The 24229-nt window shown below is 40.0% G+C and carries 25 protein-coding genes and 1 pseudogene; 9 read left to right on the top strand and 17 right to left on the bottom strand.

All coding sequences use genetic code 11. The annotated features are described in order from the left end of the window. Nucleotides 1-106: 106 nt before the first annotated feature. Entirely contained in the window at nt 107-2356 is a 2250-nt protein-coding gene (locus tag AC3KZC_RS10635; protein ID WP_490578946.1) for an aminotransferase class V-fold PLP-dependent enzyme, read from the top strand. A 192-nt stretch (nt 2357-2548) separates the two neighbouring features. On the opposite strand, the gene AC3KZC_RS10630 is transcribed toward AC3KZC_RS10635, so the two are convergent. Next, nucleotides 2549-3442, bottom strand: a complete 894-nt coding sequence (locus AC3KZC_RS10630; protein WP_490578945.1) for a TIGR01777 family oxidoreductase — start codon at nt 3440-3442, stop codon at nt 2549-2551. A 268-nt stretch (nt 3443-3710) separates the two neighbouring features. Here AC3KZC_RS10630 and AC3KZC_RS10625 point away from each other — a divergent pair, with 268 nt between their 5' ends. Next, nucleotides 3711-4799: an AI-2E family transporter gene (locus tag AC3KZC_RS10625; protein ID WP_490578944.1), complete on the top strand. Its 1089-nt coding sequence runs from the start codon at nt 3711-3713 to the stop codon at nt 4797-4799. 31 nt (nt 4800-4830) lie between these two features. Here the strand turns inward: AC3KZC_RS10625 and AC3KZC_RS10620 are convergent, their stop codons facing one another. From AC3KZC_RS10620 to AC3KZC_RS10595, 6 genes are all read right to left on the bottom strand, one after another. Beyond that, nucleotides 4831-5238 carry a lysozyme inhibitor LprI family protein gene (locus tag AC3KZC_RS10620; protein WP_490578943.1) on the bottom strand — a complete coding sequence of 136 codons (408 nt, stop codon included), beginning with the start codon at nt 5236-5238 and terminating at the stop codon, nt 4831-4833. Next, nucleotides 5210-6544, bottom strand: a complete 1335-nt coding sequence (locus tag AC3KZC_RS10615; protein WP_490578942.1) for an ATP-binding protein — start codon at nt 6542-6544, stop codon at nt 5210-5212. The genes AC3KZC_RS10620 and AC3KZC_RS10615 overlap by 29 nt, the downstream gene beginning before the upstream one ends. Continuing rightward, nucleotides 6538-7212, bottom strand: a complete 675-nt coding sequence (locus AC3KZC_RS10610) for a response regulator transcription factor (protein ID WP_490578941.1) — start codon at nt 7210-7212, stop codon at nt 6538-6540. Before AC3KZC_RS10610 ends, AC3KZC_RS10615 begins: the two co-directional genes overlap by 7 nt. Continuing rightward, a complete protein-coding gene (locus AC3KZC_RS10605) occupies nt 7212-7490 on the bottom strand; it encodes a PepSY domain-containing protein (RefSeq protein ID WP_490578940.1) in 279 nt (92 codons plus the stop codon). Before AC3KZC_RS10605 ends, AC3KZC_RS10610 begins: the two co-directional genes overlap by 1 nt. Before the next feature lie 85 nt (nt 7491-7575). Continuing rightward, on the bottom strand, nt 7576-7992 hold the full coding sequence (locus tag AC3KZC_RS10600) for a hypothetical protein (protein ID WP_490578939.1): 417 nt from the start codon (nt 7990-7992) through the stop codon (nt 7576-7578). Between the two features lie 143 nt (nt 7993-8135). Then, complete coding sequence (locus AC3KZC_RS10595) at nt 8136-8435, bottom strand: YciI family protein (RefSeq protein WP_490578938.1); 300 nt, start codon at nt 8433-8435, stop codon at nt 8136-8138. A gap of 141 nt (nt 8436-8576) precedes the next feature. Between AC3KZC_RS10595 and AC3KZC_RS10590 the strand changes: the two genes are divergently transcribed. Continuing rightward, complete coding sequence (locus tag AC3KZC_RS10590; RefSeq protein WP_490578937.1) at nt 8577-10001, top strand: sodium-dependent transporter; 1425 nt, start codon at nt 8577-8579, stop codon at nt 9999-10001. A gap of 46 nt (nt 10002-10047) precedes the next feature. Here AC3KZC_RS10590 and AC3KZC_RS10585 read toward each other — a convergent pair whose 3' ends face one another. The 3 genes from AC3KZC_RS10585 to AC3KZC_RS10575 form a co-directional block, all read right to left on the bottom strand. Continuing rightward, on the bottom strand, nt 10048-10704 hold the full coding sequence (locus tag AC3KZC_RS10585) for a CPBP family intramembrane glutamic endopeptidase (protein WP_490578936.1): 657 nt from the start codon (nt 10702-10704) through the stop codon (nt 10048-10050). A 395-nt stretch (nt 10705-11099) separates the two neighbouring features. After that, on the bottom strand, nt 11100-11351 hold the full coding sequence (locus AC3KZC_RS10580) for an HP1242/YdcH family protein (RefSeq protein ID WP_490578935.1): 252 nt from the start codon (nt 11349-11351) through the stop codon (nt 11100-11102). A gap of 13 nt (nt 11352-11364) precedes the next feature. After that, on the bottom strand, nt 11365-11676 hold the full coding sequence (locus tag AC3KZC_RS10575; RefSeq protein WP_490578934.1) for a TraR/DksA family transcriptional regulator: 312 nt from the start codon (nt 11674-11676) through the stop codon (nt 11365-11367). A gap of 169 nt (nt 11677-11845) precedes the next feature. Here AC3KZC_RS10575 and AC3KZC_RS10570 point away from each other — a divergent pair, with 169 nt between their 5' ends. Both AC3KZC_RS10570 and AC3KZC_RS10565 read left to right on the top strand, forming a co-directional pair. Then, the gene (locus tag AC3KZC_RS10570; protein WP_490578933.1) at nt 11846-12877 is read left to right on the top strand and encodes an isoaspartyl peptidase/L-asparaginase family protein; all 1032 of its coding nucleotides are present in this window, start codon (nt 11846-11848) and stop codon (nt 12875-12877) included. Nucleotides 12878-13074: 197 nt separating this feature from the next. Next, complete coding sequence (locus tag AC3KZC_RS10565) at nt 13075-15123, top strand: prolyl oligopeptidase family serine peptidase (RefSeq protein ID WP_490578975.1); 2049 nt, start codon at nt 13075-13077, stop codon at nt 15121-15123. A 77-nt stretch (nt 15124-15200) separates the two neighbouring features. Here the strand turns inward: AC3KZC_RS10565 and AC3KZC_RS10560 are convergent, their stop codons facing one another. Further along, nucleotides 15201-15617, bottom strand: a complete 417-nt coding sequence (locus AC3KZC_RS10560) for a hypothetical protein (protein ID WP_490578932.1) — start codon at nt 15615-15617, stop codon at nt 15201-15203. A gap of 123 nt (nt 15618-15740) precedes the next feature. Here AC3KZC_RS10560 and AC3KZC_RS10555 point away from each other — a divergent pair, with 123 nt between their 5' ends. The 4 genes from AC3KZC_RS10555 to AC3KZC_RS10540 all read left to right on the top strand — a co-directional run bounded on the left by AC3KZC_RS10555 (nt 15741) and on the right by AC3KZC_RS10540 (nt 20008). After that, a complete protein-coding gene (locus tag AC3KZC_RS10555) occupies nt 15741-17819 on the top strand; it encodes a TonB-dependent receptor plug domain-containing protein (protein ID WP_490578931.1) in 2079 nt (692 codons plus the stop codon). Nucleotides 17820-18003: 184 nt separating this feature from the next. Further along, nucleotides 18004-18351 (top strand): hypothetical protein, encoded by a 348-nt coding sequence (locus AC3KZC_RS10550; RefSeq protein WP_490578930.1) that lies wholly within the window; start codon nt 18004-18006, stop codon nt 18349-18351. Between the two features lie 101 nt (nt 18352-18452). Continuing rightward, entirely contained in the window at nt 18453-19313 is an 861-nt protein-coding gene (locus AC3KZC_RS10545) for a DMT family transporter (RefSeq protein WP_490578929.1), read from the top strand. Between the two features lie 158 nt (nt 19314-19471). Next, nucleotides 19472-20008: a DUF2780 domain-containing protein gene (locus AC3KZC_RS10540; RefSeq protein WP_490578928.1), complete on the top strand. Its 537-nt coding sequence runs from the start codon at nt 19472-19474 to the stop codon at nt 20006-20008. 158 nt (nt 20009-20166) lie between these two features. Here AC3KZC_RS10540 and AC3KZC_RS10535 read toward each other — a convergent pair whose 3' ends face one another. From AC3KZC_RS10535 to AC3KZC_RS10510, 6 genes and pseudogenes are all read right to left on the bottom strand, one after another. After that, nucleotides 20167-20742, bottom strand: coding sequence for an NAD(P)H-dependent oxidoreductase (locus AC3KZC_RS10535; protein ID WP_490578927.1), 576 nt, complete (start codon nt 20740-20742; stop codon nt 20167-20169). 45 nt (nt 20743-20787) lie between these two features. Further along, on the bottom strand, nt 20788-21147 hold the full coding sequence (locus AC3KZC_RS10530; protein WP_490578926.1) for a MerR family transcriptional regulator: 360 nt from the start codon (nt 21145-21147) through the stop codon (nt 20788-20790). Nucleotides 21148-21251: 104 nt separating this feature from the next. Beyond that, complete coding sequence (locus AC3KZC_RS10525) at nt 21252-21557, bottom strand: hypothetical protein (protein ID WP_490578925.1); 306 nt, start codon at nt 21555-21557, stop codon at nt 21252-21254. 194 nt (nt 21558-21751) lie between these two features. Continuing rightward, nucleotides 21752-22087, bottom strand: coding sequence for a hypothetical protein (locus tag AC3KZC_RS10520; RefSeq protein WP_490578924.1), 336 nt, complete (start codon nt 22085-22087; stop codon nt 21752-21754). A gap of 200 nt (nt 22088-22287) precedes the next feature. Further along, nucleotides 22288-23268 carry a hypothetical protein gene (locus tag AC3KZC_RS10515; RefSeq protein ID WP_490578923.1) on the bottom strand — a complete coding sequence of 327 codons (981 nt, stop codon included), beginning with the start codon at nt 23266-23268 and terminating at the stop codon, nt 22288-22290. A gap of 370 nt (nt 23269-23638) precedes the next feature. Next, nucleotides 23639-24123 (bottom strand): annotated as a pseudogene (locus AC3KZC_RS10510) (transposase); the annotation flags it as partial. Between the last annotated feature and the right edge of the window lie 106 nt (nt 24124-24229).

Below are 24229 nucleotides of genomic sequence, written 5' to 3'. Positions count from 1 at the left end.
CAAAGCATAAGAACGAGAAATATGTCTAAAATTGGTTATTAGCGATTTTATATAATGCGTGTAATATGCGTTATAAGATATATCTTTAAGTAATATAGAGTTGACCATGCCAAAAAACATTCCATTGCAGCTAGACAATAACCAGATTTATTTAGATGCAAATGCGACAACTGCCGTATTACCTCAAATTGCAGAAGTCGTGTCTCACGCGATGAAAGTGTGTTTTGGTAATCCTTCGAGTTCGCATATTACCGGTATAAAAGCCAAGCATTTAATGGAGCAAACTCGACAGTTAGCTACCCAGGTTATTGGGGCTAAAACAGGTCAGGTGCTTTTTACATCTGGTGCTACAGAAGGGATCCAAACAGCAATAGTCTCCGCTTTGTTGAGCCAGAAAAAACACAAAATTAAAAATCCAGTGTTATTGTATGGTGCAACTGAGCATAAAGCGGTGCCAAATACGTTAAAGCATTGGAATGCGGTGCTTGAAATTAATGCAGAAATTTTAGCCATTCCGGTGAACGGAGATGGTTTGTTGGATTTAACATTTATTGCCAAGCATGTTCCAGATGCATTAATGATTTGCACTATGGCTGTAAATAATGAAACTGGCGTGTTTCAAGATTTAGAGGCGTTAGAGCATGCAATTCGAGTTAATAATTCTAGCGTTGCATGGATGGTCGATTGTGTTCAAGCACTTGGTAAAACATCTTTAAAGCTCAGTGATACCAGTATTGATTATGCCCCTTTTTCTGGCCATAAGTTGTATGCGCCAAAAGGCATAGGCTTTTTATATATTAAAGAAAATAGTGCTTACACCCCTTTTATAGCTGGAGGTGGTCAAGAAAGTGGTATGCGTTCAGGCACTGAAAACTTGCCTGGAATTGCAGGCTTAAATAGTTTGTTCAGTTTATTACTGGATGAACAGCAAACAGTCTTCAAATCAATGGCGCAACTATGTGCTTACAGAGAGCAGCTAAGCCAAATCCTTGCCTTTGTTTTTCCTGACATAGTATTTAATCATGATTTTAATAAGTCAGTGCCGACCACTCTTAACTTTGCAGTAAAAAATGTATCGAGCAAAGAAATAATGGACTTATTTGATGCTGCAGGCATTCGCGTGAGCGCAGGTTCAGCATGCAGTTCTGGGGCATCACGCAGCTATGTGCTTGATGCGATGAATGTGCCAAGCTGGCAATCTGAAAATGCTATTAGGCTTTCTTTTGGACCAGCTGCGACTAAGCAAGAAATAGATCTAGCATGTAAACGTATTGCACAACTTAAATCTGTTTTAGCATCAGCGTGTTTAACTGTTTCTGACAGTGAACCCTTGGGTGATAAAGAAGTATGCTCGCTTGGTTTAAGCCAATTTAGGCATCAAGGTGCCTGCAGCTGGTTGTTTGTGACCAATGAAAAGCAAGCAGTTATTATAGATCCGGTTTTAGAGTTACTTCCACGCTTGATTAATGTGGTACAAGGTCAAAAACTTGAGTTGGTTTCTATCCTCTTAACACATCAACATCCAGAACAAGAATCAGCGATCGCACTTTTTTATCAAATGGCAAAGCTTAACCCAGCAACTGAAATTGATGCTTTAGGATGGCCAACGGGCGAGCGAGTTATTCGTTTAGGACAATATGAGTTAACGTCAATTGCTACGCCTGGGCATATTCCAAATAGTGTCAGCTATTTACTGAAAAATAACGCAGTAACAGAATTGTGTTTCTGTGGCGATTTGATCTTAAGTGGTGGCCTTGGACGGACAAATTTAGTCCAAAGTGATGCGGGTGCGATGTATCAATCAATACAAGCGTTATCAAAACAAGTTACGAAAAACACCTTAATATGTGCTTCTCATGATTATTCTCAAAGTTTTGCCACCGATTGGCAAACGCAAATGCGAACAAACCCTCTTTTAGAGCAAGTTGTGAATGGTGTTATTACACAGCACGACTTCGTAGCCCAAAAAGTAAAAATGGATGAACCGCTCGAACAAAAAGATGATTATTTTTGTGGTGCAGTGATCACTGTGGTAACCGACCCTTTAATTGAGCAATCTGTTGAGGATGCCATTCAAATGGTATCCGATGAGATTGCAATACTGATTGATATTCGTGAATCGTATGAACATACCGCATCGTTACCGCAAGATATGTTTGGGATCCGCGCATCGCAAGTGATCAATATACCGCTTAATCGTATTTCAGATGCAATATGGCAAGGTAAATTATCGAAAAATCAATCGTATGTACTATTATGCCGAAGTGGAAATCGCTCAAGACAAGCCTGTTTAAACTTAAAACAATTGGGTTTTGAACGAGTTTTTAATATAAAAGGTGGCATGGCACTGGCTTAAATCGCTGTTGTAACACAAGCCATCAAAAGTGTAATGCCATTCACTTAAAGCGAATGGCATTATTTTTCTATCTACAAGGAATTTCATCCTCTTATTCAATTATCCAGAGTTCAGGTTAAATATCTAAAAGCATCAGTATTAGGGTGCTCTACACACCTTTTTCATAAGCTGTGTTTTTTGATTAAAACGTGATTACTTGTGTAGTAAATTACTGAGTGCTTCTTCAATATACTGGTGGTGAAAGCGAAAACCAGCATTGAGTAAGACCTTCGGTTTAACTGCTTGCCCATGTAAAAGTAAATCGGCCATCTCGCCAAATAGCAAGGTCAGTACGCTTGCAGGCATAGTGAAAACAGCAGGACGATGAATCGTTTTTGCTAACGTTTGGCTAAAGCAGGTATTTGAAATAGGGTTAGGTGCGGTTAAATTAATAGCACCTTTTAAATTCGATTTATTTAAAATAAACAAAATTGCGCTGACCATATCATCGATGTGGATCCAAGACATCATTTGTTCACCATGGCTTATAGGCCCGCCTAAGCAGAGTTTAAAGGCGGGTAACATTTTTTTAAGCGCACCGCCTTTATCGCTTAAAACAATGCCTGTTCGTAATAAACACACTCGGGTACGCGCGCTTTGAGCTTGCAGCGCAATGTCTTCCCATTGTTTACATAAGTGATGACTAAATTCGGGATAACACTCTAGCGATGATTCATCAACAGTGTGGGATTGTCTGCCGTAAAAGCCAATGGCGCTGCCAGAAATAAAGGTATGAGGTGGGTTATGAGCCTGTTTTATCTGCTCCACTAACTGTTGTGTAATGTTGAAGCGACTGTGTTCTATTTTTTGTTTTTGTTTTTGCGTCCACCGTTTATCTGCAATAGGTTCACCGGCTAGATTTATCACTACATCTAGGGTATTAAAATCAAGCTGTTCTAGATCACTAACGGCATTTACTTGGTGCCCATTAATTTTATATACCTTATTAATTGAGCGAGTAAATACGGTAACATGGTGATGATTGTTTAGAAATTTGATCAGTTCTTTACCAATTAAACCGGTTCCACCTGTGACGAGAATATTCATTTTTTCAGCTTCTATTACCACGGTATATGTCCCTAAGTGTAGTTAATGTTTGGTTGTTTTTTAATCTTTAACAATTGTGCTGCTTTATAATTTGTTTTACGTAGCATCGTGTTAGGTCGATCAGACTAAAATAGGGGGATCGCATGATTGGATGTCGAGCTTTTGTTTATTTTACATTATGATGGGTTACATCATGATATTTTTCACATTTACTCTGTGACCTGCAGCTAATCTAATTACCGCTGCGGTTTCATTACAAGGAATAACTATGGTCCAACCTAATTTTTCAGGGATCAGCAAAAGAATGCTTATTTTAGCCGCAACCGTGGTGGTTTTAGCCGGAGTGAAAGCGGCTAGTGTAGTGATTGTGCCATTTTTATTGTCACTATTTTTGGCGATTATCTGCAACCCATTGATTAATATTTGTGCCCGTTATCGCATTCCAAAGGGCATAGCAGTCATTTTGGTTATTTTGTTAATTGTATTACTTGGTATGTCATTGGCTGGGTTAGTTGGGCAATCTTTAAATGATTTTTCCCGCAATATCCCAGAATATAAAATTAAGTTACAACAAGAGTTTGTCTGGGCGGTCGAAGTTGCTGCTAAATACAATATCTTGCTCAATAAAGAGCAAATATTAGAGTTGTTCGATCCAGGTAAAGTGATTGATATGGCGTCAAACATGCTGGCAGGAGTCGGCGGTGTGATGGCTAACTTGTTTTTAATTATCTTAACCGTAGTATTTATGCTGTTTGAAGCGCCGGTGATAAGCAAAAAGGTGCATTTAGCGCTTGATGATCCTCAAATGAAAATGCGTCAAATTGATCGGTTTTTAGAGTCGGTTAATGCTTATTTAGCGATAAAAACGTTAGTGAGTTTGGCTACGGGTGTATTGGTAGGCTTGTTGCTTTGGATTTTAAATGTGGATTACTTTGTCCTTTGGGGCGTGATTGCATTTATGTTTAATTATATTCCAAATATCGGCTCTATTATTGCGGCTGTGCCTGCGGTATTACTGGCGCTCATTCTTCAAGGTCCAGCGGTTGCTGGCATGGTGGGTTTTGGCTATATCGCAATTAATACTGTAATGGGTAATGTGGTTGAACCCAAATATATGGGCCGTGGTTTAGGGCTTTCAACTTTAGTGGTGTTTTTATCACTAATTTTTTGGGGCTGGTTACTCGGTACTGTGGGCATGTTGTTATCTGTGCCGCTGACTATGATTGTGAAGATTGGACTGGAATCGAGTGATGAGGGTCGTTGGCTTGCAGTATTACTGGGTTCGGGGGAATCTGAATCACAAGCAATAGAACAGCTATGTAAAACACCAGAGACTCAAATAGAAGAACGTTCGTAAAGCTTAAGGAAAAAGCACTGCAAAGTGCTTTTTATTTGAATTTTAACCCATCAACTCGTTGTTGGTTGAGTTGTAGCTCACAACGTTTGTAGGTAATGGTGGCTGCAATCGTATCGGGCAGTAAATTTAAATAGCGCCAACGGCAACTGTCTTCAACGTATTTAATAAACTCTTGTTCTGCTCGTTCAAATACTTTTAATAATTGAACATTACCCGTTTCACTTTGTTTTTTCTTTAAATCGAATTCAATTTTATTGCGCCAAGTTTGCGCAACATTTTTTTGTTCAGTGATTTTATTCTCTAAACAGCGAATGTAGCGTGGATTGGTTGACTTATCATTATCACAGCCATCATTAAAATCGGCTTTTACACTACTACTGACATTTGCTAATACTAAAAACACAGCAAGATTAATAAGCGTTTTGGTTAAAGGTAACATTAAATAATGCGCCTCCTAAGGGGCTGTCACTAATGGTTAATTGGCCTTGATAGGCGGATACTAAATCATTGACGATGGCCATGCCAATGCCATGACCTGCTTCATAACTATCAAGGCGTTTGCCGCGCTGGCCTAAATTTGCACGATCTTCGGGTCTGATCCCCGGTCCATCATCGGCCACTTGAATAATTAAAGTATGTAACTCGTTTTGAACAGTGATGGCGATGTGGTTGACACATGCTTTGCAGGCATTATCAATCAGGTTGCCTAAAATTTCCATTAAATCGGTTTTATCACCGAGAAAAAACATCTCTTCATCGCAGCTTAGGTCAATCGTAAAGGCTTTGTCACGATAAACTTTGCCCATGGCATTGATGATGGCATTACAGATTGGTTTGATAGGAGTTTGCTTTTTCCAGGTATCTGTGGCGCCCGTTGCTGCACGTTTGAGTTGATGCTCAATCATATGATTGATGCGGTCGAGTTGTTCATTGTTTTCAGGGCTGTGGGCCATTTCGCTAGATTTAAGCACTGCAAGGGGGGTTTTTAACGCATGAGCCAAATCACTGAGTGATTTTCGATATTGCTCTTTTTGGCGTAGTTGTGATGCAAGCAGTAAATTTAAATCTTGTTGGATTTTAACTAATTCAACAGGATAGCGGCCAGTAATTTCAGTCGCTTGACCAAGCTCTATTTCTTGAATTTCATGATCAAGGCGTTGCAGTGGTCTTGCGCTCCAGATAAACCCAAGCACTAATAAGGCGGTAATAACTACGCCCATAATAATGAGCCAATCAATGAGTGTTTGTTTAAATTCTTGCATGTTTTCAAGTAGTGAGGCGTTATCTTTTAACAAGTAAAAACTAAAAGTATGGCTTGATAGACTTGTTTCATACACTAATGAAAAGCGCATTTGCCAATACTCTTTTCCTTGAAATTGAATTTTTTCAAACAAGGTTTCACCAATTGGGGCTTGGCCAATTTGTGGTACTAAATCTTGGTTAAGGCTTGATTCTGATTGCCAGCGTTTTTCTTCATCTTGGTAAATATAGGCAAAAGTGTCAGAGTTAATCCGGTTGAGCTCTGATGCAAAGAGATTTTGTGGCATCTCTACAGCGTTTTCAGCAAAGTCGACTTCGGCGACCAAAGTGTAAATATGGGCTTGCAAGGTGTTTTCGGTGGCGTTGACTAATGACGCGTAATAAGACTTACCGATCGAAATAAATAAGATGGGGAGGGCAACCACTAATAAAAAGACAAGGATAAATCCTTGTCTGATTTTGAGCGAAATAACAGGCATTACCATTCGCTACGCAAACGATAACCACGACCGCGTAATGTTTCAATCGGATTGAGTGTACCCTCAGGGTCGATTTTTTTACGTAACCGCAAAACAAATACCTCAATAACATTGGAGTCTAAGTCAAAATCTTGGTCATAAATATGCTCTGTGAGTTCAGATTTTGAAATCACTTTTTTGGGATTGACCATTAGATATTCTAATACGCGGTACTCATAGCCAGTTAACGTTACTTCACTGTTATTTAGCCAAACCTGTTGCGAGCGGGTATTGATGCGAATAGGGCCCGCAACCATTTCTGGGTTGGCTTGACCTGCACTTCGGCGAATAAGCGCGTTACAACGTGCAATAAGCTCTTCAGGATGAAATGGTTTGGTTAAGTAATCATCAGCGCCTGCGTCAAGTCCTTCAACTTTATCCTGCCAGCGGTCGCGAGCTGTTAAAATTAAAATTGGCAGTTCTGCTTGCTGAGCGCGAGCACGTTTGATGACGTCAATACCGTTCATTTTTGGTAAGCCTAGGTCAATAACGGCTAAATCTAAAGGGTATTCGGTCAAATGAAATAAGCCGCTTTGGCCATCATGAGCAAGATCAACGCTGTACTTTTCTTTCTCTAATGCAGTGCGTAAGTTGTCTGCTAACTGTAAATCATCTTCGATTACTAAAATACGCATTAATCGTTATCCTTTTTTACTTTGCCATCGGCTTTATTAACTTTTAAATCAACCACATGGCCTTTAGGTTGTAATACCCTGACTTTGAAGTGGGACTCTTTTTCTTTTACTTTTAATACTTGGCCCGGATATTCTTTTTTAACAATTTGCATTGCTTGACGTTTACCAACCGTCGTTGTTTTGGTGGGTGTTTTAACAACTGGTTCACTCGGGGGAGCTGCGAACAAATGTGCACTCATTAAAAAGCTAGATAATAAGAGTAAACTGAGTTTTGTCATGGTATGTCGCACCTTATCTTTGCTTGCAATCACATCAGTGTAAAGAAAAGCGCTCAGTAAACTCAAGTAGAATTACTCATTTGCTTTAATCATCTCGGTATTGTTTAACTACAATCCGATTTCTATCAAATAAAGGCTCAATATTGAGCTTTACACTGATGAATTTGCCCGGATGGTGTTCGGTAAAGGTATCAAATATTTGGCCGCGGTATTTATAAGTAACATTAAAACCAATCACACGGTTATGTTTATTATGGCGATTATGATGTTGCTTGTTTGATGCAATCACTATTTTGGTGCGGTGATGATTGTCGTGATGTCTGACAGTCACCTTCTTATCTGAATAATCATCATAGCGATTATGTTGTTTATCATATTGATAATCATATTGATAAACAGGCGTCACATTAACCACTTTTGCTTCATCATACCATTGGGTGTGTTTGGCCAAAGCGCTGGTACTTAGAATAAGTAAACAGAAGGTAATTAGTCGTGCTTTCATAATTCAGACTCACTTTAATTGCGTAACTTACAGACTAAATTAGCGGTCAATGACTGAATTATTCCTGAATGAGTTCGTTTAAATTTAAATAACCGAGTTTTTCTAAACAAGCTTGAGTTATCCCAAGCTTGTTTAGGGAGAATTTAAGGAAGCACTTTTTTAAACGGTTTTACAATCGATTCAGCATAAACACCCGCTGCAACATAAGGGTCTTGCGCAGCCCATTGACGGGCATCTTCTAAAGAATCAAATTGAGCAATCACTAATGAACCTGTAAATCCGGCTTCTGCAGGGTCTTCAGAATCAATCGCTGGTAATGGGCCTGCAACAAACAATCTGTCTTCGCTTTTTAATGCTTCAAGACGAGCTAAATGCGCTGGGCGGGCTTCTTTACGAAGGGGTAAGCTGTTTTCAATATCGGTTGAGCAAATCATATACCACATAACATACCTTCAAAATCGAGTGTGAAAAGTCGCATTATCACTGTTTTATCCTTGTTCTGTAAAGAATCGCTACAAAAGCTTGAAACTATCAGTGTAAGGCTGCTAGCATCGGTCGATTCCAATAATAAAAAAGGTTTTACCATGAGTGCAAGTCGCGAGCATTTTAGCTCACGTTTAGGGTTTATCCTCGCTGCAGCGGGTTCTGCAGTTGGGATTGGTAATTTAGTGGGTTTTCCTGTTTCAGCTACAAAAAATGGTGGTGGCGCTTTTTTAGTGGCGTACGCATTATTTGTCGCATTTGTTTGTTTACCCGTCATGATGGCCGAAATGGCAATGGGCCGCCATGCGCAAAAAGATCCTTTGGGTTCTTATCGTATGTTATCAAACAACCACTCTGGCTGGCGTAAAGCGGGTTGGTTAGCGGTGTTGACGCCTTTTATGATTGCTGTTTTTTACATGGTGATCACTGTCTGGATTTTTGGCTATTTAGTACAAACCGCTTTAGGGAATTTAGATTTATTAGCTCAACCAGAGCATTTTGGTCTGTTTATTAACGAAACGTCTGTCTTTATTTATATGGCGCTTGTTGGCGTAATTATTAACCTTATTTTGGTGGGTGGTGTAAAAGAAGGGATTGAAAAAGCATCGAAAATCCTGATGCCTGCCTTGTTTGTACTATTAATCGTGTTGGTTGGGTATGTTTTAACCTTAGATAATGCCATGGCCGGGGTAAAGTATTATATCGTGCCTGATTTTTCAAAGCTCAATGCAACCGTTGTAAATGGGGCACTCTCTCAGGCATTTTTCTCGCTTTCATTGGGAATGGGTATTTTAATGACCTATGCCTCTTATATCTCTAAAAAAGATGATATTGTCGGCGCGGCTAAAATGGTCGCTGTCACGGATTCTTTAGTGGCGTTTATTGCCGGTTTAATGATTTTACCTGCTATTTTTAGTTTTAATCCAGAGACCGATCCTACGCAGTTATCGGATTCATCGGTATCAATGATCTTTGTGTATTTGCCAAAAATCTTACTCGCATTGCAAGCTGACATTGGTTATTTCGGTGCTTCTGCAGTGGCCTTTATTTTCTTCTTACTTGTTTTCTTTGCAGCGATTACGTCATTAGTGTCGATTATTGAAGTGCCGACGGCCACATTAATAGAAGAAAAAGGCGTGAGCCGTAAAAAAGCATTGGGTATTTTGTCGCTGACGATGGGCTTATTAACCATTTTGTGTACCGTGTCATTTGGGATGGTTGAGTCGTTAACTAACTTCACTAGTTATGGCTCTGGTAATAAGAGTTTATTCGACGTGGTGTATGATGTGTTTTATGACACCATATTGCCACTAAATGGCCTGTTAGTGTGTTTATTTGTAATGTATCGCTGGAAAAAAAGTGAGCTTTCAAAAGAGCTTAGCCAAGGCTCAGCGCATTATCAGGGGAGCTTTATGGAGCGTTATGTTAACTTTTCGCTTTCTACGTTTATTCCTGTGATTTTGTTGGCGATTTTTATTAATACAGTGGCTGCAAAGTTTTTTAATGTGAGTTTACTGGGTTTTTAACCGTTTTATCTAAAAAAGGGCTTGCATGGTTTGTGCAAGCCCTTTTTTATGTGCTGACAATCGCACCTGAATCTAAATATTGGCCCAGCCCCAAGCTAAAAAGCCATAGCCCCCAGACACTATGTTCAACCACGCATGCAATGGTTGAGCGACTGTAAGCATAGGTATAGGCAAACATTAGCCCACCAGCAAAAGACAAAAGGACTGCAATCCAGTTATCATAAATAATGTGTGCCAAGCTAAAGGTGCTAGCGCTCAGTACAATGCGCCAGCGTTTATCGGGAATAATTTTTTTGTAGCGATGAAAAAAATAGGTGCGATAAATCAACTCCTGCGGCATCACTGAGACTAACGGATAAAATATCAGCAGCATCAGCCAATTAACTGGTGATTCGAGGGGTAATTGAAACCATTTCTCTTGATTTAATAGCGCATAAAATCCACAGCTAAAAATCACACCCGCACTAAAAAAAGTGAAAATACGTTTTTTAGCGACACTCAGTTGAGCGATATTAGTTAAGCGAAAGCGCTTAAATTTGGGATCTCTGAGCAGTAAAAAACAACACCACACAGTTAATAGTAACAAGGTTGGGATGAGTAGGAGTTTTAGCTGACTTTTTAAAAGGTAGCCAACTAAAGGTAATATGATAAATACAGCAATTAATTCAAACCAGCGGTAATAGCGGTAGTAGCTGAAATCCATAGTCGATGTTTACTCATATAAAGCAGAAGGTGGCGCAATAACCGTAGGCCTAGGGTTATACCAATCGTAATAAATAACTGATCACCCTAGCTTGTTAAAACACTCGATAACTTCGTTAGATTTTTTGACTGTAGAATAACTACTTATCGAAAAAATTTTCCTTGTTCTCAAGCGTTTTTCCTACGCTATCTTTGATCACTTACTTATCGTGATTGGTATTAACTGCGTTTAACTGGATCTAGTTTAGCAAAGCCTTAAATGGTAGATGTGAAGCTTTAATGACGATTTTTTGGTGATTAATTGTGGCGGATGCAGTATTAAGGTTACTTGTATTCTCGGATAAAAAAAGCGCCCTAAGGCGCTTCGAGTGCAAGTAACAATTAGTTGAGGTTGATTTATACGCAGGCTGCGTGTTTTTTCAGCATGGCATACAGCTCGTCTTTTAAGCGTAAACGTTTTACTTTCAAATGCTCTAAATAATCATCAGAGGTGTTTTCAACGCCTTCTTCGATGCGGATCACTTCATGATCGAGCTCGTGGTATTCTTTAAAAAGACGAGAGAAGTGGGCGTTATTCATTTTTAAATCACGGATCTCGTCTTTAAACTCTGGAAACTCATGGTGAATGTCATGTTTTTCAATTGTCATATTTTTCTTCCTATTAAGCGCAGTCAATACAAGTTTGGGTATAAGGGAGTGCAATAAGCCTTGCGGGCGTAATGGCTTTTAGGCACTGCTGACATAATCCATAATGACCTTGTTGCAGGTTATCAATTGCTTGATTGACCAATTGCAATTCGCTTTTTGCTTCATTGCGAATGGTATTAAGAACTTGGTCATTCTCAGTCTCACTGACGTACTCGGCAAAATCAGCGCTACGGCCTTGTTTAAAGTCATTTTCAATTGCGTTGATCCGTGTAATGAGCTCAGCTTGTTGTTGTTTTAGTGTGACTAAGAGAGTGTCATTTGCCATGTGTTTTCTCCTTATTGCTTGAGTTTTAAACTACGCCTTTTTTAAATTAAGAACTTGATCTAGAACAAATACTCAACACTTTCCATTTATCGCAATTTAGTTGTGTTTAACCATTAAAGGTTGCACATTGTTTTTTCCTATAAAAATCAATAACAAAATTGGGTGTGTTATGAAGCAAATATTATCCGTGGGTGCGTTATCGTTCGCTTTGTTTAGTCAAGCCTTACACGCACAAGATGTTGCGCCTTTTGCGATTGCCATTCATGGTGGCGCAGGCACGATCGCTAAAACTCGTTTTACGCCAGAGCAAGAAAAAGCCTATCGTGCCACATTGCAACAAGCCGTTGAAGCGGGTCATGCGGTTTTAGCACAAGGTGGCCAGAGTCTTGATGCCATTACCACCGCCATTAATGTGTTAGAGAATTCGCCTTTTTTTAATGCGGGGAAAGGGGCTGTATACACCTATGACGCAGAGCACGAACTCGATGCGTCAATCATGGAAGGAAAAACGCGCCAAGCGGGGGCCGTTGCGAGTGTAAAACGTATCGAAAACCCCATTAATTTAGCGCGTTTGGTAATGGAAAAATCGGTGCATGTGATGTTGGCGGGAGAGGGGGCAGAGCAGTTTGCTCAAACTCAAGGGGTGCCTCTGGTCGACAATACCATTTTTGATACACAAGATCGTTACGAAGCCTTACTCAAAGCCAAAGAGAAACTCGATAAAGCCAGTAACCATACGAAAGATTATCAAGCCGCGCATCAAGCCCTGCCAAGTGAGTACAAAATGGGCACGGTTGGTGCTGTTGCCCTTGATAAGCATGGCAATATTGCGGCAGGCACTTCCACCGGAGGCATGACAGCTAAACGGTTTGGCCGTATTGGCGATGCGCCTATTATTGGTGCTGGCACGTTTGCTGATAATCAATCGTGCGCAGTGTCGGCAACGGGACATGGCGAGTTTTTTATTCGCTACAATGTTGCGGCAGATATTTGTGCTCGGGTGCAGTATCAAGGAAAAACCATTGAACAAGCCGGCAAAGAGGTTATTTTTGGCCCAATGTTTAGTGCTGGGGGAACAGGTGGCGTGATCATCGTCGATCCAAAAGGCAATATTAGTATGCCGTTTAATACCTCTGGCATGTATCGCGCGAGTAAAGCTAATTTATCGCCCACCTATGTGGGTATTTTTGCGGATGAATAACCGTATTTTGTGATGACGTTATCGAGCAATACGCATTACTAAAGTGATGGGCTGTTGTGAGGTTTACGACATCATTCGTTACATTTAATAAAAAATCAATTCTGTGGGTGTGTTGCGTCCCCTATACGGGTTTTATAGTATTGGGGACTGTTTATTAAAGGGAAATTACATTGAAAAAATCAATTTTGTTCTCAAGTGTGGTTCTTGCCACTACCTTGGCATCATTTTCTGCCAAAGCGAGTGGTGACGATCCATACATTTGGCTTGAAGAGGTCGAAGGCGAGCAAGCATTAAACTGGGTCAAACAACAAAACGACTTATCTTTAGCACAGCTTAAAAGTCATTCAAGTTATCAGCAAGTGTATGATAATACGCTGGCAATTTTAAACGATAAAGAGCGTATTCCTTATGCCTCTGAACGTGCTGGCTATTATTATAACTTTTGGCGAGATGAAACTCGTACTCGTGGTGTGTACCGCCGTACGACATTTGAAGAATACCAAAAATCGTCTCCTAAATGGGAAATCGTGCTCGATTTAGATAAATTAGCCAAGCAAGAAAACGAAAACTGGGTTTATAAAGGCATGAGTTGCCATTACCCAGCATATCAACGGTGTTTGTTGTCGTTATCACGCGGTGGTGCTGATGCCACAGTTGTTCGTGAATTTGATATCGTGTCTAAATCGTTTGTTAAAGATGGCTTTAGCTTACCAGAAGCTAAAAATGCAATCGGGTGGTTTGATGAAAATACCGTCTTTGTCGGCACCGATTTTGGCCCAGGTTCAATGACAGATTCGGGTTATCCGGCGGTGGTGAAACTATGGCAACGCGGCACGGCATTGGCCGACGCTAAAACCCTTTTTACGGCTGATAAAAGCTCCGTTTCTGCGGCAGGTTACACTGCGTATGATAGTGAAACGCCATATCACTTTATTTTTGATGGTACCAGTTTTTACACTCGTGATATGTATTTGGTGCAAAATGGCAAACGCATTAAATTAGCTATTCCTGCTGACTCGTCAATCAAAGGGATCAACAACGGGCAGATTTTTATTGAGTTAAAATCGCCTTGGCAGGGATTTGCCCAAGCCGAAGTTATTTACACCGATGTGAATGACTTAATTGCCAATAAACCAAAGTTTAAAAGTTTTATTAAAGCCACAGATAAAGTATCTATCGAAGGGCTGAGCTTTACTAAATCAGCTATTTTAGTCTCTGTGATGGAAGATGTGAAAAGTAAAGTCTATCGCTATCGGGCAAAACCAGATGGTCAGTGGCAAATCGAACAAATTGCCTTTCCTGAAACTGGCACTATCTCGGTCTTTAATACTGATACAGATAAAGACGATTTTTTTGTTACTTATACTGATTTTTTAACCCCAGCCAGTTTATTTTTAGTCTCGGGTGATGATTTAAAGATCACTCAATTAAAAGCAGCAAAATCGCATTTTGATGGCAGTAAATTTGTTGCCGAGCAGCGTTTTGCCACCTCAAAAGATGGCACCAAGGTGCCATACTTTATCGTTCATGCAAAAAACATGAAGCATGATGGTAAAAACCCAACCTTGCTCTATGGCTATGGTGGGTTTGAAGTGTCAATGCAGCCATATTATTCGGCCAGTATAGGTAAAAACTGGTTAGAGCAAGGCGGTGTGTATGTTTTGGCAAATATTCGTGGTGGTGGTGAATATGGCCCTAGTTGGCATCAAGCGGCACTCAAACAAAACCGTCATAAAGCTTATGAAGACTTTGAAGCCATAGCGGAGGATTTAATTGCCCATAAAGTGACGTCACCAAAACATTTAGGTATTCAAGGTGGCAGTAACGGTGGTTTGTTAGTGGGGGCTGCATTTACTCGTCGTCCTGATTTATATAATGCAGTGATTTGCCAAGTGCCATTGCTTGATATGAAACGGTTTAATCAACTCTTAGCGGGCGCAAGTTGGATGGGTGAATACGGAAACCCTGACATTGCAACTGAATGGGATTACATTAAAACCTATTCACCGTACCATAATTTAAATAAAGACACTGTGTATCCAAAAGTATTCTTTACCACTTCAACACGTGACGATCGGGTACATCCGGCTCATGCTCGTAAAATGGTAGCGAAGATGAAAGCAATGGGACACGATGTGCTGTATTTTGAAAATATGGAAGGCGGCCATGCAGGCGCAGCTAATAATGAACAACGTGCGATGGTCAGTAGCCTTACTTTTGCGTATTTAATGGATCGCTTAAAGTAAAGCTGCGTTTTAGCTCATTTTTATAGAGATAAACGGCCTCTTTTGGGGCCGTTTTTAATTAGCAAGTAACTTGCTAATTAAGGCTTTATTTTACGCCAAACTTCTTGTTCAAGTACGCCATTCACCATGCCTTGATGGTGCCAAAATATGGTTTCTATGCCATCTACATTTTTGCTTTCAAGCCAACCTTTAAAGGTAAATGTTTTGCCTAAGTGCTCGTCGCTGGTACCAGAGCGGATCACTTCTGAATAATGTTGTTCATCGGTGGTAAAGTCACCTGCTAAATAACCACTAAAGGTGCCTGCTTTCATATTTGTCAGTGCAAATTTATTGTCATTGACTGTTTTAATTGCCACCACAGAGCGGTTATCGGCTTGTACAATGTCACCATTGGCAAGCGTATATTGACCGCTAATAAAATACCAAACACCATCATAAGTCGCACTGTTAACACTAAAACTGGTTAACAATATTAAAGCTAAAAGTTGTTTCATGTTTTCTCCTTAAACGTTTTTATTACCTTAACAAGCTCGATGAATTAACTCGACGTCAAATCTAAAAAATCAGAAAAAATTCAGCTTTTAAATGATTGAATCAAAAATAAAAGGGTTTTATTTGTGCTACAGTTAAGTTTAACTACTGTTATTGCTAATGTAACAATGCTGATAAAAGATTCGAAACTTCATTGGTCCTCACCGTATTTATTACTAGCAACAGGTATTTTTTGTTGTCTTTCTGCACGCCCTGTAGCAGCAACTTCCTCTGAGCCCATAGATGATTTTTTTGCATTAAGCCTCGAAGAGCTTATCAATGTTGAAATTGATATCGCTTCGAACAAAAAAACCACCTTACGGGAACAACCAAGCACAGTTACTTTAATTACAAGCGAGCAAATCCAGCACACAGGTGCACTGTATTTAATGGATTTACTGAAGCAAGTGCCAGGCTTTTGGCTGGGTACCGATACCATCGGCACTTTTTCAAGCAGTTTTCGTGGTGTATGGGGGATGGAAGCTAAAATTTTATTGATCATCGATGGGATAGAACAAAATGAGTTGGCATTTGGTTCTATGGTGCTTGGCAATCGTTATCCAACTAACTTGATTGATAAAGTTGAAATAATTCGCGGTCCGGGTTCAGTGCGATATGGTGGCCAAGCTGCGCTTGCGGTGATCCGCGTTACCACAAAAAGTGCCAGCCAATTAGGGAATGCTGTTTCTTATGTCAGCCATTTAGGCCAAGGTGGTAATCATCAAACAAATATGAGTATGCGTGCTGCCCATCAATTAACGGTCAACAATCAAACGATGAGATTAGGTTTTGCAGCGACTGTTGGTCAGGGGGATTATAGCGATAAACAATGGATAGGGCTTGATGGTTATCAGGTTAATTTACGCAATAATAGTAATTCAAAACCTATTGAAATGAACCTAAATCTTGATTATTTAGGTTGGCAGTTTCACTTACAACACAGTGAATTTAGACAACAAGATAAACTTTTATTTGGCGATTCAGGTTTGTTTTATCCGCCAAATCTTCGTTATACCCAGCCCAATGAGTTATCTTTTTTGCATCAGGCGATAAGCCTTAGTAAATCATGGCAGCTTAATGATGCACTTAGCCTTGAAAGTAAAATGAGCTATGTCAGTCAGAAGCCTTGGAATAGCCAAGGGCAATATCAGCATGATTTGACCCGAAAACTTACAAGAACTCGGCTAGATTTAACGGCAATGGCTACCTTATCAGCGCGATCTAATATTTTGTTTGGCAGTACGATTTATCATGACACTGCCGAAGTCACGCAGTCTTACATCTTTGAACCCTCGACCCGTTATCAAGGTGATTCACAGTCCAGCATTGATGATGTGGCAGCCTTTTTACAATATGAAACCGTGTTTGATTGGGGAAATCTGACGCTTGGTGGTCGCTTTGAAAGCCACGAATATGCAGGTAGTAAATTTGTGCCACGAATTTCAATTACAAAACTTTGGCAACGGCTGCATTTAAAATTAGTGTATAACGAAGCATTTAAAATTCCTCAGTTTGATACGGTTGCCAGTGCGCAAAATGCAGATACGCCCATCAATCAAGCAGAAACAACCCAAAGCTGGGAAATAGAACTGGGTTATCAATTGAGTGATTCATTGGCAGTAGTAAGTAATGTATTTTTACAACAAATTGATAACTACATTGGTTTTAATCCGCAAACTGCATCAAATGCAACGCTCGGTAGCCTTGGCACTTACGGAGCAGAATTACAAGCTAATTGGCATTACCATCAGTTTGGACTCAATGCCAGCTACAGTTATTTTGCTATCGAACAAAATAATATTGGCGCTTTTAGTGTTCATGGCAGCAAAAATGATGTGCTCGGTATTCCAAATCAGATGTTAAAAATAGATGCTCATTATTCGTTTGATCGCTTTTCATCTCTGCATTGGGTGGCACAATCGGTATCAGCACGTTATGCCTGTATTGATGACATTAATTGGGTTTGTGGAGAAGAAAAAGCCATGCCAAGCGAAACCGATATGCGGGTATTTTATCAGTTTGACAATCAACAATGGCTCGTTAATGTCGGAGTAGAGCGACTGCTAAATAATAAGCATGTCATGATTCAACCGTATCGGGGGAGTCAATCGCCTATTGAAGGCCAAGGGCGCCAGATCATTTTAGATGTTGAATATCGTTTTTAATTATCTGAATTTACTTATTTATCTTTTAATATCTCCAAAAAACAGGCCTGTAACTGAGCCTGTTTTTCTTATGTGCTGTCAGCGACGAAGGCTGTAAAAATACAGCGGCAACTAATGCCGCCTTATTGATAAAAATCGGGTAAACTCGGCACTGAAATTAAAATAGGCAAGAATGAGAGTGTGTATGAGTAAAGTAATGGCCAGTGTGATGTTTTGTTTTAATAACCTCAATAAGTTACAAGCGCTAACTTTACAACGAGAAGTACAATCAGCACGCTACCTGCAACAAAACAGCACAACTCAATCACCTGCGTTGTTTAGTGGCCAGATCCCGCTCTATGAAGCACAGATTGACAACATCATCAGTTTTTTTATCAAACAACAACTCAGTGTTGAACAATGCCAAATTGTAATATCAGGGCAAAAGTTACAATCGTCTGATGAATCAACAGAGCCTACTATTTTATCAGTGCCAAATATTGTTAATTACATGCTTAAACACATTGATTGTACACTTATAATTGAACGCTAATTTATGGGGTGAGTGAGGGATCAGCATGGTACTCGTTGCTACCTTGATCAAGTACGAACCATTAACAAGCCCGACAATTAACTGAACGTAAGCGGCAAAGTATGAATAACTCCCTCAAAACCATCAGCTATACCCTTATTGCGCTTATAGCCTTTGCGGCCAATTCGGTATTGTGTCGTTTAGCACTTAAAGATCAGGCCATCGACCCTTCAAGCTTTACTGCGATCCGTCTGTTTTCTGCAGTGGTCATGTTTGCATTACTATTTGGCTTTAAAGCGGGCAAATATGCAGCCCTGAGACAACAAACAAACGCAACTAAGTGGCCTGCAATAGGGTTGTTTATCTACGCTATTACCTTTTCGTGGGCTTATGTATCGGTTGAAACCGGCACTGGGGCTTTGGTGCTTTTTGGCTTCGTGCAGCTCACGATGATTTTGACCAGTTTACGGATGGGTAATCGCCTGCGTTTAATCGAATGGGCAGGGGTGGCTATCTCGTTTAGTGGTTTGGTTTATTTAGTGTGGCCAACGCTTTCAACACCCAGTATTTCAGGATTTATTTTGATGAGCCTATCAGGCATAGCGTGGGGTTTTTATAGTTTAAGTGGGCGGGGCAGTGTGAACCCAACCGCTCAAACCGCCTTTAATTTTAGTTATACTTTACCGCTGGTGGCGCTATTGGCTGTGATTATGTATCCAAGTTTTCAGACTAGTGGGCCAGGTATTTTACTGGCTGTACTGTCGGGGGCACTTGCCTCAGCAGTAGGTTACACCATTTGGTTCGCAGCGCAGGCTTATTTATCGACAACTCAAGCCGCTGTGGTGCAACTGTCTGTACCCATTATTGCGGCATTAGGTGGCGTAATGTTTGTAGCTGAACCCATCACATTACGCTTAGTGATTGCCAGTAGCTTAGTGCTTGGCGGTATTTCAGCGGTTTTGTTAGTTAAAAAGCATTCTTAAATGTACGCCCAGTCAGCCGATTAAGAATCGAAACCTTAAGCAGGGCTTAAATAAACACAGTTAAAGATGGTTCATTTTTCAGTCACAAAACAGTGTTTTACATTTTGATGGCTCTACCGCTATGATGGCGCCATCCCCAATTGAAATAAGAAAACGATATGAAATTATTAACCTTAGTAATGAGCAGCGCGCTCGTTTTGGCTTCTCAATCAGCCGTTGCGGGCTTGACAGATTTAACTAAATCACTCGAAAATCAAGCTAAAAGTGTGGCTAAAGACGCAGCGCAACCCGCTGCACAACCGCCAATGATATCGGGTTTAATTGATATGGCAGCAAGCCAATTTGGCTTAAGCCCCGAGATTGCGCAAGCAGGACTTGGTAGTTTATTAAAAGTGGCACAAGATCATGTTTCAAAAGAAAACTTTGCCATGATCAGCAGTGTTTTACCTAATACCGAGCAATACATTCAATCAGCGCCAAGTATTAAAATGTCGGGTTTAAGTGCCATGCTTGGTAAATCAAGCGATGAAGCGCAAACCGCGGCAAGCTTAGGTTATTTAGATAAAGCCTTTAAAAAGCTAGGTATTCCTAAAGAAACTATTTTACCTATGGCCGATATGTTAACAGGCTATTTAGAGCAAAGTGGGTATGGCCAAGCGTCATCATTATTAAAACAAGGCTTAAATTTTTTATAAGTTGAACCCTATTTGCCAAAAATAGTGTAGAGCCACAACCTCAACGCCCGCATAATGGGCGGATTAGCTTGGCTAAAGTTAGCGAAGAATGAGCGCCAGCCAGCGTAAGACGTCCATTATTGATGCGCTTGTAGTTGCATTTTCCACAATGATACAAATTATGGAATTTTTCCCGCTTGTTTGACAACTTTGCTAAGCCATTTCTGCCTTGTCTCGGAACTTGACCCAATCACCGGCCCCAAATAGGTAGTAGAGCGATTCTTGATACCAGAAAAATCCAGGATTGAGGTTTTTAACTGTTTGTAAATTACATTTCCTTTGAAATACTTGTACCAAAAGGGTGGTGTATCTAGCGTAATATAGAGCTCTGAACTGCGTCCTAGAAGCAATTTCTCAGGGAACACTTTACCTTCAACATATTTAAAAGCAAAGTTTGGCAGAAAGACTCTATCAATTAGCCCTTTAAATTTAGCAGGCAGGGTCCCCCACCAAACTGGTGTTATTATTACAATATGCTCAGACCACAAAACTAACTCTTGGAAGTGTAATAGGTCCGGCTCTAACGTAGTTACGCTCTCATACCCTTGGTCTAAACTTATGGCGAACTTCATGTCACTAACATGAAGTTGTTTGACTTCATGTGTCAAAGCAGCTTCAAGAGCATAGTTGTCCGCTAGCGACTTACAGAAGCTTTGATTCTTTGGGTTTGCATTTATAACCAATACTTTTTTCATAAGATAATCATCCATATTGAAGAAAAGTTTAGTTTAAGGTCTAACCTATAGGTCAGAGTCAACCCTTTTCAAGCACATATCAATCGATTGCCGATATTGTTGAATTTTCTCTCGTTGTATTTCGAGCTGGCGGATTTGATACTCTACGTCTTGTTGTTTTTCAACTAAGAAATCTCTTACAACTGCCCAATCGAAGTCTTCATTTGCATCTTTCAAGCTCACGATTTCAGAAAGCTTCATCCCAAGGGTTTGCGCTTCCTTGATAATCTTGATCAAGTTGATATTAGTCTCAGAATACACCCTATACTTTCCTGAACGTGAAACGATCAGCAAGCCTAACGACTCATATAACCTAATGGCTCTTTGAGTTGCACCAGACAACTCAGATGCATCCTTGATATACACTCCAACTCTCCGATATGACTGATTAATCCATACTAACGCCCAAATAACGGGCTAAAAATGATTGGCTAAAATCGCGCAGCGAAAGCCAAGCGTTTTTAGTCATGTTAATTTGCTTGTGGTGCTAATACACTGATTAAATTATAAACCCCCAAAGCTAAGATAAATACACCCCAACTTAACCCAAGGAGTCTTATTTTGCTATTTGCGTTCGCAGGTATCGTTATCATTGGAGCAACTCCAATTTTATAACCAAGTTGCCAAGATAAGCATTTTTCCATACCCCAAACACTTAAAAACAAGTAAATACTTAGTAGCGATCCGTTGTTGTAACCAAGGTAATTAAAAAGGAAGAAAAGGATAATACATACGAATGACAGTGCAAAAATATGCTTTTGCAATTTTACTAACACTCCGAACCCTCCTTACAACATCACGAGACTGTAGGAAAACTCCAACAGCCTGTTTTTCTTAAAAAAGAGTAATTCTACAGCCTCAACGCCGTTATAACCCGCCGGAACGGAGTTGGTTTGTTTGCGCTAGCGTAGCGTTTAAGCGCAAACGAAGCAACGCAGTGGAGGTCGGGTTGATAACCTTGATAAGTGCATTACCGCGATACAATTGATGCTAGCGGACTGATAAGTAAAGCCGAAAGACTAAGAAAACCAGCCATTAGCATAAGTGAACTTACCAGAGCTGATTTTGCAATGAAGGCCTCACGAGAATACTTTGCCACCAATATGCCGATACATATAGCAACGATTGATACCGTAGCTGTAATACCCACCATAAAGTAGCTGATAGTAATATGGCCGTCATTGCCATAACCGTAAAATTTATACCACTGCCAGAGAGCTGAAATAATACGATCACCTATTCCAAATAACTGAACGATGGCAACGATAAATACCAGCAGAGCTAGGGAGCGAAATATGATTCTCATGGCCACTTAACGCCGCAAATAAACGGCAAAAATTAGTTGGCTAAAATTTGTGAGGTACGAACAAAGCCAACTGGTTTTTGTCCGCCCTTTTTGATTTGCCTTGTATGGATAATAAACCCATCAAACACAGAGACGGGGTAATGTGGGAAGCGCCAAAAGTTTAAAATTAGCTATTGACGCCATAGTCTCTTGTTAGATGTTTATTCTCCATAAACTCTCCAACTAACGGAATCCTTTGCTTCTCGTATTAATGATTTATATTTTTCTACTTGATGAGTGCTATAAGTTATTTTTTTCTCTTGTTTTTGAATTTCTTCTTCAGCTTCTAATATATTGCTTTTATGATTAGCTATTGATTCGTCTAAATTAACTAGATATTTTTCTTCGCTATCAAGTCGCTTTTCTTTTAATGAAATATTTTTTAGATTACCGTCGCAAGCATTTTTTCTTTTTTGAGGTGAAGATTCCCAATTTATATAAGATTGATAACACTTATTAGACTCTCTATCTTTGCAATCCATATACTTTGCTACTTTTGCTATCTTGGTTGATACACTCATAAGGCAGCCACCAGCTTTAACTATCATTGATAAGAAACCATCACTTTCATTACTGCAGGCAGTATCAGATGCGGCTTCAAATGCATTTACAATTGTATTATCTGAAGAGTACCCAGAATTAAAACTTTCAGCTACTAGTCTAGAGCAAGCCTCGCTTGCTAAAAACCTTTTGGAAAATGTATCTAGTTTATCACTGACTGCAAATAATGTGGCATCACAACCAGCAGAACTAGAACAATAAGCCAATCCAAACTCCTTGGCTTCGACTTCACTTGCACAAAAAGGCTTCGGTTTAGGACCTTTAGCGGGCAGATTACAAGATCCATCTGAAAATATTTTTATTCCTTCAGGAGATTGAAAATAAAGCCTAGAATCATTTAAACTTTTTTTATTTAACGTGATGCTTTTATAAACTTTAACTTTATCATTCTCTATCTGGTTTATTTCTTCTTCGTGTTTCTTTATCTCTTCCCTTTTCTGATTAAGAGTAAGTGTCGCGTTGTTTAATATTACCTCTTCAGTATTAAGCTTATCCTCTAATAAATTAACCTTATTTACAATATTTGATGCGCAGCCTGAAATACAGAATATCAATATTATCGACGACAGTTTATTTTTCATTTTACTATTCCTTGTTTAAAATGAGAGGTGATTATGAGCAACCTTTTAAACCTCTAACATCTTAGTATTTATGCGACACGCTGTTTGTGTTGCATAATCGCTTGTTGGACTGAGGCGCTACCAGCTCGGTGTTTGAGTGGGTATTGTTTATGCTATGGGAATTTGCTTTTCGTGATGTAGGCTACATTACGCTTACTTTATCGGATTAACGGTGTTTTCTTAGCCTTCCCTGCATGGCTCAGCCATTTTTACGTTCCCATTACACCTAATTTTTTGCGTTGAGGCAATCTTATTTTTCGTGGGCACAGCGTCACCTTACCTGAACACTTAAACAGGTTAACTCTCTGATTTGACGAAGCAAACGTGGCCGCTAGCTCGTTCGCTCTCCTTTATTCATCACTTCATCAACAGTGACGATGCCAATCAATCGCAGTGTGCCTGTTTTACATTTTTGGCACCGCCAATGAGGTAGCTGTGTTTCTTTTGCTCTCTTTCGTTTTTGCGCTTTATCTGTCTGTGGCGCCTGTGACCTTATCAGCGCTAACTTTCGCTTGCGACATGCATTCGCTAAAAATCCATAGTGGCGAATGCGCATAAATCCTTTGGGTAATACATGCTGTAAGTAGCGCCGTAAAAATTCATCGCAGCTCAGTGTCATCACTTTATCACGGTTGTTATCTGCATAATCACGGTATTTAAAACTCACGGTGTGTTCATTCGCTGATATCAATCGTGATTCTGACATCACCCCTTTCGAGTATAACGGGCAAGATAACCGACTAACTTGTCACTGTACGTCAAACAGGGGCTATGGGGTCGTGTCTTGCTTTTTGTCTTTGGCTTAATAAATTGATTTATCTTAAAGAAAAACCTGCCGAGCTTCGCTCGCCTTCGCAAGCAGGCTTGCACCTACGCAAATATCAAAACATACGTCGATGTAAACAATTCCCCCTTAAATCAA

The organism is Pseudoalteromonas sp. J2K-J031, assembly GCF_058197095.2.
Note: the sequence above shows the minus strand (reverse complement) of the source record. Positions and strands in the feature narration are given on the sequence as shown.